A 10,076-nucleotide genomic window follows, 5' to 3' on the forward strand; every position below is an offset into this window, starting at 1 on the left:
CGGCAAAGGTAAATGTCAGTGCAACCTTGCCAGCTTCATCCCGACTAGTTTCCTGATTTGTTGCAGGTAGTGAAAGTCGGCTTTCCAGGTCTGAATCGGTAGTGTCGCTACTGTCCTGCTCTTCTAAGGGTGCAGTGTTGGTATCTGACACTTCAGGCGTCGTAAGGACTTCATCCTGGTACGTATCGTCTGCTCCCCCTTCATCATCGTTCAGCAAGGCGTCTGCTTGTTCGGCACTGTTTTCTACATACGCCGAATCATCAACATCGGTGTCTACAGCACTGGCGGCATGCGGTGAGGCTGCTAATGAACCGCTGGTAGTCGATGTCGTGGTCGAGGACGGGACAAAGTCGTCGTCGTTAGCAGGTTGCTGATACCACCATACAACGACACCGGCCAACAAGATGAGCGCAATAATGTAAGTAACCATCATCCAGCGGTCGTCATGGGCTTGTTTAGCCACGCGCTTTGAAAAACTCTGTAGCTTGGCTGGCGGCTTTGGCGCAGTATGGTATTGCTCAAACAGGGCAATCAACTCTTCCGGGTTCAACCCAACGTTTTTGGCGTAGAGACGCACATACCCTTTAAAAAAGGTAACCGAGGTATTTTCATCTAAACGGTTTTCTTCCAGATCAGAAATAATATTGACCCGCAAAAACAGCTTATCGGCGATAGCCTGTTGTGAAAGCCCCTGCTTTTCCCGAGCTTCCCGTAATAATTGTCCCGGGCTTGGTGTGGCCGGCACGTGCTGTTCATCAGCTTCTAGCAGCTGCTCTTTATCCATTTATGTACCCAGATTACTGTGTCTGTTCAGCTGGCGGTACCAGCCATAATTTCGTTCCGATTTTGATAGACCCGTTATTGTCGAGGTTATTCCACGCTTTCAGGGTATCAAGTTTTATATTGTATTTCAGTGACAGCCGATAGAGGTTTTCTTTAGGCTGTACAATGTGAAACTTAACAGGTTCGGCAGCAACAGCATCCTCAGCAACGCTTTCTGCATCGGCAGCGTCATCAGTATTGATGTCGGTTTCATTAGCGATGTCGGTAACGACTGTCGGCTGGCTATTAGCAGACTCTGGCTTAGCAACCCTAGTGTCAGCAGCAGGTTTCGTCGGTTCGGTGCTGGATTGCAAGTCTGCCACACTCACGGTGTCCGGCTTAACACTTTGCTGCGGCTTGGTTTTAACCTTAATCACCGGCTGAGGCAGTTTCTGTTGTCTGTCGATATAGAGTTTAGTTAGCGGGCTATCAGGATACATGGTTAACAGCATGTCGCCGTAGCCGTTCGCGGTTAATATGTCGCCTTTGCCCGTTGCTATTTCAATAGCCATCCACAGAGAATCAGGCGATACACGGGCGACTTTTTCGTATTTACGCAACGTTTGCTCAGCGAGGTCATACTGCTCGGTAGCAACGTACATTTCCGTCAAAATAAACAGTGTTTTTGCCCGGCCAGGCTGATGTTTGAGGGCACTGTTGAGGTATTCGATGGCATCTTCACCCTGCCCCTGGCTCTGAGCACACAGCGCCATGTTCTCGTAAGTCGCCGCTGAATTTGCGTATTGCTTGGAATTCACGGCCTGCAGGAAAAAGGTTTTGGCTTCTTCGTAGTCGCCTTGCTGACACAGAAACGCGCCATAGCTGTTGGCGATATCGGCGTTGCGTGGTGCCAGACTCATTGCGGTTTCGTATGCTTCCCTTGCCCGCTCTACCTCGCCGACGACCTGATAATAATACGCCAGCCCGTAATGACTGTCGGCCAGGCGTGGTGCAAACGACAAGGCTTTATCCAGATTCATTTTTGCCTGGGTATAGTTGCCGTTTTTCAAATAGGTCAGACCCAGTGAAATGCGGGTTTTCGCCGCTTCATTCTGATCGAACTCGGCGCTGAAATTGCCGCCCTGATTTTCGCTAACACAGCCTGATAACCACAGTAGCGTTACTAGCATTACTATTCTCATTGCGGGCGCTAACCTCTTATCGTCCTTTATATTATTGAGACATTTTTACCGAAATCGACTCGCCCTTCATCTGTTTTTTTAACATGCGCTTAGTCCGGTCTACGACATCACCGACTAATTGGCCGCAAGCGGCGTCAATATCATCGCCTCTTGTCTTACGCACAATCACGGTAAAGCCATATTCCATCAGCACTTTGGCGAACCTATCGATACGCGAGTTACTGGAACAGGTATACGGCGAGCCCGGATACGGATTAAACGGGATTAGGTTAATCTTACAGGGCGTTTCTTTCATTACCTTGGCAAGTTGGTGAGCGTGATCGGTAGAATCATTGATTTGATTCAGCATCACGTACTCAACCGTAACCTTACCCTGGTTCGCCTTTGACTTGCTTAAATAACGGCGTACACCGGCAAGGAAGGTTTCGATATTGTATTTCTTATTGATAGGCACGATTTCGTTGCGCAGCTCGTCATTCGGCGCGTGAAGTGAAATGGCAAGGGCAACGTCTATCTGATCGCCCAGCATATCCAGTGCTGGCACAACGCCTGACGTGCTAAGTGTCACTCGGCGCTTAGACAAACCAAAACCAAAGTCGTCCATCATGATATCCATGGCTGGCACAACGTTTTTCAGGTTCAACAGCGGTTCACCCATGCCCATCATTACCACGTTAGTCACCGGGCGCTTCGCGGTGTCTTTAGATAAGCCCAATGTGGTGGCAACCCGCCACACCTGACCGATAATTTCGCTCACAGACAAGTTGCGGTTAAAGCCTTGCTGTGCGGTTGAGCAAAAGGTACATTCCAATGCACAACCAACCTGCGAAGAAACACACAGAGTGGCGCGATCTGCTTCCGGGATCCACACGGTTTCCACTTCCTGACCGCCTTCTAAACGCAAAGCAAACTTGATGGTACCGTCGGTTGCGTTTTGCTGATAGGCGATTTCAGGCGCAACAATTTCACAATGCTCAATAAGTTTGGCGCGCAGGTGTTTGTTCAGATTACTCATCTGCTCAAAATCACTGACGCCTTGCTGATAGATCCACTTCATGACCTGATCAGCACGGAACGGCTTTTCGCCCATCTCCGCGAAAAACTCGCGCATTCCCTGCCGATTTAGATTCAATAAATTCGTTTTAGCCATAAAGCACTTAACCTACTGTGAACATCGTTAACGTTGCAACCTGCATAGAATACCACGGGATAACCCGTGACGCACAGACGCAAAAGGGAGCCGAAGCTCCCTTTTTAATCAAAACCCGGCGTCTTATCGAGTGCGTGGGCAGATTTCTTCTTCAGAGAAGAAGTAAGCAATTTCGCGAGCCGCTGATTCAGGTGCGTCAGAACCGTGAACTGCGTTTTCGTCGATTGATACCGCGTAGTCAGCGCGCAGAGTACCCGCAGCTGCTTCAGCTGGGTTAGTTGCACCCATGATTTCACGGTTTTTAACAACAGCGTTTTCGCCTTCTAATACCTGAACCATTACCGGGCCAGATGTCATGAAGTCAACCAGAGCACCAAAGAAAGGACGCTCTTTGTGTTCTGCATAAAAACCTTCTGCTTGTTCTTTGCTCATGTGAACCATTTTAGAAGCAACGATGCGCAGACCTGCAGATTCAAAACGATTGTAGATTGCACCGATCACGTTCTTAGCAACGGCATCAGGCTTAATAATTGAAAAAGTACGCTCAAGAGCCATCTTCTGTCTCCGGTTGTAATAGTAAAAATTTTGGCCGCGAATTATAGGCAATCTTTTGCGCTGTGCCTAGGGGCACAGCAACAATTATCAAAAAATCTTCACAATTGGGGGAAATAGGCGTTTACGCAGTTTGCTTCGCCAGGGTTTGAATTTTGCCTACGATTGCGCGCAACCCATTGCCTCGGGTAGGAGAAATATGACGTTCAAGGTCAAGCGCCTCGAAATAACCATCAATATCAAAATCCAGAATTTGTTGCGGTGTTTTGTCGTTATAGGCCGCCATGACCAGCGCCAGCAGACCATGTACAATCACTGCATCGCTGTCGGCGTCAAAGTGCAGCTTGCCCGCATCAACCGAAGTTACCAGCCACACACTGCTTTGACAGCCTTTTACCAAACGCTCAGGGGTTTTCTGTTCGTCCTGTAAGCGCGGCAACGCCTTGCCCAGGTCAATAATATACTGGTATCGCTGTTCCCAATCATCAAAAAAGGCTAAGTCTTCAATGATTTCTTCGCTTGAGGGTAATGACATAATCGGGATTACTTATCGTTACTGAAATTAAAAAAACAGGCCGGCTTCAAGTTGCGCTTCTTCGCTCATCATCTCTCTGGACCAGGGCGGATCAAACACCAACTCTACCTTAACGGATTTAACATGAGGCACTAAGCCAACGCGATACTCTACATCACCCACTAATACCGGGCCCATGCCACAACCTGGTGCGGTAAGCGTCATATCAATCGTTACGGCGCCTTGCTCCTGGTCCAGCTTAACTGCGTAGATGAGGCCCAGAGACACCAGATTAATGGGAATCTCCGGATCATAAATAGTTTCCAGCGCGTCCCAGACTTGTTGCTCAGCAATCTTTCCATCGGCGGGTACTTCAAAATCAAGCTCTTGCGGCTTTCTGCCTATCGCATCGGCATCTGTACCATCGATACGCAGCATGTTACCGCGCCAGGTAACCGTGTAGTTGCCGCCCAGGTCCTGGGTAAGATTGACGAATTCGCCGCCCGGTATCATTACTTTTTCGCCGGAGGGGACTTTGCGTGACCGCACTTCGCGTTCGGTCACTACCATTTTTTGTTTCATTCTGCAGGGTTACCCGACGTTAAAGCTTTCACCACAACCGCATTCATCCACAACATTCGGATTGTGGTACTTAATGACGCCGTTTATGCCTTCCTGTACATAGTCAATTTCGGTATTGCGAATTAACTGCAGGGCATCTTTAGCAACAGCAACAGTAAGCAGGTCTGATACGTTGAGAATTTCGTCGTCTTCTTTGCTGCCGTCGGCAAAGTCCAGCACGTAGGCATAGCCAGTACAACCGCTGACCATAGTCGACAAACGAATAATTTTACCCGGCTGCTTTGCCAGTTTTGATTCAAAGTGTTTAATTGCGCTATCAGTGAGCGTCACCACATCCTGACTGGGCACAAAGGTTTCAACGGTCATTGTATGCTCCTGTTAAGCCAACATGCTTTGTGCCTTGCGAAGCGCGACAAAGAACGCGTCCACTTCGTCAAGGGTATTGTATAAAGAAAACGATGCACGGGCGGTGCCATTTATACCTAATCGGTTCATCAGCGGCTGCGCACAGTTATCGCCGGTACGGATTGCCACGCCCTGGCGGTCCAGAATAAAGCCGACATCCGCCGGATGGGCATTGTCCATAACAAAGCTCAGAATACCTACTTTGTTAGCGGCGGTACCGATCAAACGCATGCCTTCGATGTCCTGAGCCTGCTTCATGGCAGCGTCAATCAATGACTTTTCGTGCGCCTGAACAGCTGCTAAATCAAGGCCACTGAACCACTCAACTGCCGCCCCCAGGCCAATAGCGCCCGCGATGTGCGGTGTACCAGCTTCAAGACGATTTGGCAGATTACCCCAGGTTGCTGTTTGGTACGTCACGTCGGCGATCATCTCACCGCCGGTTAGCCATACAGGCCAGTCAGCCAGAATAGATTTGCGGCCCCACAATACACCAATGCCGGTTGGGCCAAATAACTTGTGTCCGGAGAAGGCATAGAAATCACAGCCTAAATCCTGTACGTCAACGCCGCCATGAGCAATGCCTTGAGCACCGTCAACCAGCACCAGTGCACCGTATCGCTTGGCCATTTGTACCAGTTCTTTCACCGGATTCACGGTACCCAACGCATTTGATACATGCGGGAAAGCAACCATACGAGTATTCGGACCAAGGTAACTTTGGAACGTTTCGATATCCAACTCGCCGTTATCAAAGATGGGCGCAACACGCAATGTGGCACCACTTTGTATGCAGGCTTGCTGCCAGGTAACCAGGTTCGCGTGGTGTTCCATTTCGGTAACAACCACTTCATCACCGGCTTCCAGTTGTTTGGTCAGGCCATGGGCTACCATATTGATACTTTCGGTAGTGCCCGCTGTCCAGATCACTTCTTCACGACTATTTGCATTAATAAACGAAGTAACCTGATCACGTGCTTTTTCGTATCTGCGCGTCGCTTCATCAGATAGCTTGTGCGCGCCGCGATGCACATTGGCATTCGTTTGCGTGTAAAAGCTCATCAGCGCGTCGATAACCGCCTGCGGCTTTTGTGTTGTCGCGGCGTTATCCAGATAAACCAGCGGCTTGCCGTCTACCTGTTGTGACAATATTGGAAACTGCGCGCGGATGGCCTGAACGTCGAAACTCATTTGACCTCCATGCTCACGAAGCGCTCACGCAAACGGTGTAGCAACCAGTCACTCACGGCGGTATTTGGAATTTGTGTAATCAACTCCTGAATAAAACCGAAGTTCAGCATGATCAATGCCTGGCTGCGGCTGATTCCGCGCGTTAACAGGTAATACAGCGCTTTTTCTTCGATTTCAGCCACGGTAGCACCGTGAGCACAGCGCACGTCGTCAGCGTAGATTTCAAGCTCTGGCTTGGTGTTGACTACCGCACGGCGTGACAACAACAAATTACGGTTGTTAAGTTCTGCCAGGGTTTTCTGGGCATCGCGATGAATGTGAATTCGCCCGTTAAATACCGCTTTAGCACGGTCACCTACAATACCGCGAGCATTTTCTTCGGTCGTACAATTGGGTACAGCGTGCTCAATGGTAGAGTGCAGGTCGAAAAGCTCCCCTTCCGCCAACAAATAAATGGCGTTCAGGTTTGCATTCGCAAATTCACCTGTGTATTCCACATCGACGTCAAGACGCGACAATACACTGCCGTAACCAACGATATTGCTGGTTAACTGTGCTTTCTCTGCCACTTTGAAATGACAGCTTCCCACATGCATAGCCTGTTGGGTATACATGGCAAAGCGATAATGCTCCAGTTCAGCCTGGGCTTCCAGCACATATTCACTAACAAAGGTATTCAGGCTGTCTGCATCGCCGAAGCCATCTTCAATAACAGAGACTTTGGCACCGTCTTCAATATGCACCAGTACGCGTAAATGCTGATCACCTGCACTGGCTGCCAATTGGGTTAATCGAATTGGCGTGTCAATGACGGTGTTGGCCGGTACATGAATGTACACACCTTCTGTCAGCAGGGCATCGTTGACCTGACCAAACAAATGATGAGATGGCTTAACCTGGCCTAATAGCGCCTGGATACTGGCTTGTTGTGCTTCATCTGCTTTTGAGAACAGCGTAAACGTAAGCCCTTCCGGCACCTGGCCTTGCTCATCGCTCAACTGATTGCCCGTAAAGGACAGGCTGTAAGCGTCGAGTCCGTCTATGACAGGCGCTGTAGATTGCTGTTCTGACGGACCTGCCAGACTAACGGTGCGCTTTTCAACCGGCACCAATGGTGTGAAACGCCAGGCTTCCTGACGGCGCACGGGCCATTTAACGTTAGCTAACGCTGCTGTTGCTAGCTGACGATTGCCTGACAACCAGTCATTTTGACGTTGGCCTTCAGCAATTACTTCTGACAGCCACTGGCTCATGCCTCGCTCTCCTCGTAGGCTTTACCCAGGAACGCATAACCTGATTTTTCAACTTCCAGTGCCAGCGATGCATCACCGCTTTTGACGATTTTACCGTCGGCCAGAATGTGAACGAAGTCAGGTTTAATATAGTCAAGCAGACGCTGGTAGTGAGTCACAACGATAAAGCTACGCTCGCCATCACGTTGGCTGTTTACGCCGTCAGCAACCACTTGCAACGCGTCTACGTCAAGCCCTGAGTCGGACTCATCAAGAATACACAGTGACGGTTCAAGCAGAATCATTTGCATGATTTCGTTACGCTTTTTCTCACCACCAGAGAAACCTTCGTTAACGCCGCGCTTCAGGAAGTCCAGAGGTAACTGCACTTGTTTACATGCTGCTTTGGCTTTTTTCAAAAATTCAGCAGCCGTAAGGGGTTCTTCGCCTCGGTGTTCGCGCAACGCGTTAACGGATTCTTTGAGGAATTCCATGTTGCTCACGCCAGGAATTTCTACCGGATACTGGAATGCCAGAAACAAGCCTTCACGGGCACGCTCTTCGACTTCCAGTTCTAATAAATCTTTGCCATTTAACGTTGCACTGCCGTCGTTCACTTCGTATCCGTCACGGCCAGACAATACATAACCCAGCGTACTTTTACCGGCGCCGTTAGGTCCCATGATGGCATGAACTTCACCAGGTTTAATCTCCAGGTTTAACCCTTTGATGATTTGCTTTTCTTCAACACTGGCGTGTAAATTATTGATGGATAACATTAAATTCTTTACCCCACAGAACCTTCTAAACTAATTTCAAGTAGCTTGCCGGCTTCTACCGCAAACTCCATAGGTAACTCTTTAAAGACTTCCTTACAGAAGCCGTTGACGATCATTGATACCGCCTTTTCTGCGTCCAGACCGCGTTGCTGACACAGGAACATTTGCTCATCACTGACTTTAGAGGTGGTGGCTTCGTGTTCAACAATGGCAGATGGATTGCGGCTTTCAATGTACGGGAACGTGTGAGCACCACACTGATCGCCAATGAGCAGTGAGTCACACTGCGTAAAATTACGTGCGTTATCGGCTTTTGGACCCATTTGCACCAGACCGCGATAGGCGTTGTTACTCTTACCGGCTGAGATCCCTTTCGAGATAATGGTAGAGCGCGTGTTCTTACCCAGATGGATCATCTTAGTACCTGTGTCGGCCTGCTGGCGTCCACGAGTCAGTGCTACCGAGTAAAATTCGCCAATACTGTTATCGCCTTTCAATACGCAGCTAGGGTATTTCCAGGTAACTGACGAGCCGGTTTCTACCTGAGTCCACGAAATTTTCGCATCGTTGTGGCAAATGCCGCGTTTTGTTACGAAGTTATAAATGCCGCCCTTGCCGTTTTCATCGCCTGGGTACCAATTCTGCACAGTTGAGTACTTGATATTGGCTTTATCCAGTGCAACCAGTTCTACAACCGCCGCGTGCAATTGGTTTTCATCGCGCTGTGGTGCGGTACAACCTTCCAGGTAACTTACGTGGCTGCCTTCATCAGCAACAATCAGCGTTCGCTCAAACTGACCGGTATTCTGTTCGTTGATACGGAAGTAAGTGGACAGTTCCATTGGGCAACGCACACCCTTTGGAATATAAACAAATGAACCGTCAGTAAACACGGCGCTGTTAAGGGCAGCGAAGTAGTTGTCGGTACGAGGAACCACAGAGCCAATGTATTTTTTCACCAGTTCCGGGTACTTTTGGATAGCCTCAGAAATAGGGCAGAAGATAACGCCCGCTTCTTCCAGCTTTTCGCGGAAAGTGGTTACCACCGATACTGAATCAAATACCGCATCCACGGCGACACCTGCAAGCATTTCCTGCTCGTGCAAAGGAATACCCAGCTTGTTGTATACGTCCAGCAGGTCCGGATCGACTTCGTCCAACGACTTCGGCTTATCCTTCATGCTCTTTGGCGACGAATAATAAGAAATCGCCTGGTAATCCACCTTTTCATAGTCGACATGGGCCCACTCGGGCTCTTCCATTTCTAACCATGAACGATAAGCTTTTAAACGCCACTCAAGCATCCACTCAGGCTCATTTTTAATGGCCGAAATACGTCGTATAACTGACTCGTCCAAGCCATTTTCGAAGGTATCGGACTCGATTTCAGAGTAGAAACCCGCCTCATATTGTTTCGACAATGCCTGTTCGATCTGATCGCTCATTGACTCATCTCACTTAACTGGTCTTTGATTGCACGCCTTTTGTGGGTGCGGTGTACCCGATAGTCAGGCTATCGGACGCCATGTATCCCTTATTTTTCGCGCGGTATTCTATAATACCTGAGTGTTTCACTCAACTATTGAGCGAAATACCTGTCATAAAGCGAATCCATTGCTTGCGTTATTATTCTGTACGGGCATCTGGGGGCTGGGGATCTTGCACTATTATCCCCCAAACTGCAAACCTTGACTGGCCGCCCTTCGC

11 protein-coding genes are annotated in these 10,076 nt (G+C 49.2%); all 11 read right to left on the bottom strand.

The window, feature by feature from the left end:
- A partial coding sequence (locus AC4MRN_RS16430; RefSeq protein WP_491203886.1) for a helix-turn-helix domain-containing protein occupies positions 1 to 784 on the bottom strand: 784 nt, incomplete at its 3' end.
- A gap of 13 nt (positions 785 to 797) precedes the next feature.
- Positions 798 to 1,952: a type IV pilus biogenesis/stability protein PilW gene (pilW, locus tag AC4MRN_RS16435; RefSeq protein ID WP_491203887.1), complete on the bottom strand. Its 1,155-nt coding sequence runs from the start codon at positions 1,950 to 1,952 to the stop codon at positions 798 to 800.
- Between the two features lie 43 nt (positions 1,953 to 1,995).
- Entirely contained in the window at positions 1,996 to 3,114 is a 1,119-nt protein-coding gene (gene rlmN, locus AC4MRN_RS16440; RefSeq protein ID WP_073323089.1) for a dual-specificity RNA methyltransferase RlmN, read from the bottom strand.
- Positions 3,115 to 3,237: 123 nt separating this feature from the next.
- Complete coding sequence (gene ndk / locus AC4MRN_RS16445) at positions 3,238 to 3,669, bottom strand: nucleoside-diphosphate kinase (RefSeq protein WP_073323091.1); 432 nt, start codon at positions 3,667 to 3,669, stop codon at positions 3,238 to 3,240.
- A gap of 121 nt (positions 3,670 to 3,790) precedes the next feature.
- Positions 3,791 to 4,201, bottom strand: a complete 411-nt coding sequence (locus AC4MRN_RS16450) for a SufE family protein (protein WP_073323093.1) — start codon at positions 4,199 to 4,201, stop codon at positions 3,791 to 3,793.
- Between the two features lie 27 nt (positions 4,202 to 4,228).
- Entirely contained in the window at positions 4,229 to 4,762 is a 534-nt protein-coding gene (sufT, locus tag AC4MRN_RS16455; protein ID WP_073323096.1) for a putative Fe-S cluster assembly protein SufT, read from the bottom strand.
- Positions 4,763 to 4,771: 9 nt separating this feature from the next.
- Positions 4,772 to 5,128 (bottom strand): HesB/IscA family protein, encoded by a 357-nt coding sequence (locus AC4MRN_RS16460; RefSeq protein ID WP_491203888.1) that lies wholly within the window; start codon positions 5,126 to 5,128, stop codon positions 4,772 to 4,774.
- 12 nt (positions 5,129 to 5,140) lie between these two features.
- On the bottom strand, positions 5,141 to 6,358 hold the full coding sequence (locus tag AC4MRN_RS16465; RefSeq protein ID WP_073323104.1) for an aminotransferase class V-fold PLP-dependent enzyme: 1,218 nt from the start codon (positions 6,356 to 6,358) through the stop codon (positions 5,141 to 5,143).
- Entirely contained in the window at positions 6,355 to 7,611 is a 1,257-nt protein-coding gene (sufD, locus tag AC4MRN_RS16470) for a Fe-S cluster assembly protein SufD (protein ID WP_491055725.1), read from the bottom strand. The genes AC4MRN_RS16465 and sufD overlap by 4 nt, the downstream gene beginning before the upstream one ends.
- Positions 7,608 to 8,369: a Fe-S cluster assembly ATPase SufC gene (sufC, locus tag AC4MRN_RS16475; RefSeq protein ID WP_073323110.1), complete on the bottom strand. Its 762-nt coding sequence runs from the start codon at positions 8,367 to 8,369 to the stop codon at positions 7,608 to 7,610. Before sufC ends, sufD begins: the two co-directional genes overlap by 4 nt.
- Before the next feature lie 8 nt (positions 8,370 to 8,377).
- On the bottom strand, positions 8,378 to 9,814 hold the full coding sequence (sufB, locus tag AC4MRN_RS16480; RefSeq protein WP_073323113.1) for a Fe-S cluster assembly protein SufB: 1,437 nt from the start codon (positions 9,812 to 9,814) through the stop codon (positions 8,378 to 8,380).
- Positions 9,815 to 10,076 lie beyond the last annotated feature (262 nt).

The organism is Marisediminitalea sp. (assembly GCF_984433645.1).

What these genes read in the sequence shown, in the direction of transcription:
- pilW (WP_491203887.1), bottom strand. Translation starts at nt 1,952, where the DNA reads ATGCTAGTAACGCTACTGTGGTTATCAGGCTGTGTTAGCGAAAATCAG.
- rlmN (WP_073323089.1), bottom strand. Translation starts at nt 3,114, where the DNA reads ATGGCTAAAACGAATTTATTGAATCTAAATCGGCAGGGAATGCGCGAG.
- ndk (WP_073323091.1), bottom strand. Translation starts at nt 3,669, where the DNA reads ATGGCTCTTGAGCGTACTTTTTCAATTATTAAGCCTGATGCCGTTGCT.
- AC4MRN_RS16450 (WP_073323093.1), bottom strand. Translation starts at nt 4,201, where the DNA reads ATGTCATTACCCTCAAGCGAAGAAATCATTGAAGACTTAGCCTTTTTT.
- sufT (WP_073323096.1), bottom strand. Translation starts at nt 4,762, where the DNA reads ATGAAACAAAAAATGGTAGTGACCGAACGCGAAGTGCGGTCACGCAAA.
- AC4MRN_RS16460 (WP_491203888.1), bottom strand. Translation starts at nt 5,128, where the DNA reads ATGACCGTTGAAACCTTTGTGCCCAGTCAGGATGTGGTGACGCTCACT.
- AC4MRN_RS16465 (WP_073323104.1), bottom strand. Translation starts at nt 6,358, where the DNA reads ATGAGTTTCGACGTTCAGGCCATCCGCGCGCAGTTTCCAATATTGTCA.
- sufD (WP_491055725.1), bottom strand. Translation starts at nt 7,611, where the DNA reads ATGAGCCAGTGGCTGTCAGAAGTAATTGCTGAAGGCCAACGTCAAAAT.
- sufC (WP_073323110.1), bottom strand. Translation starts at nt 8,369, where the DNA reads ATGTTATCCATCAATAATTTACACGCCAGTGTTGAAGAAAAGCAAATC.
- sufB (WP_073323113.1), bottom strand. Translation starts at nt 9,814, where the DNA reads ATGAGCGATCAGATCGAACAGGCATTGTCGAAACAATATGAGGCGGGT.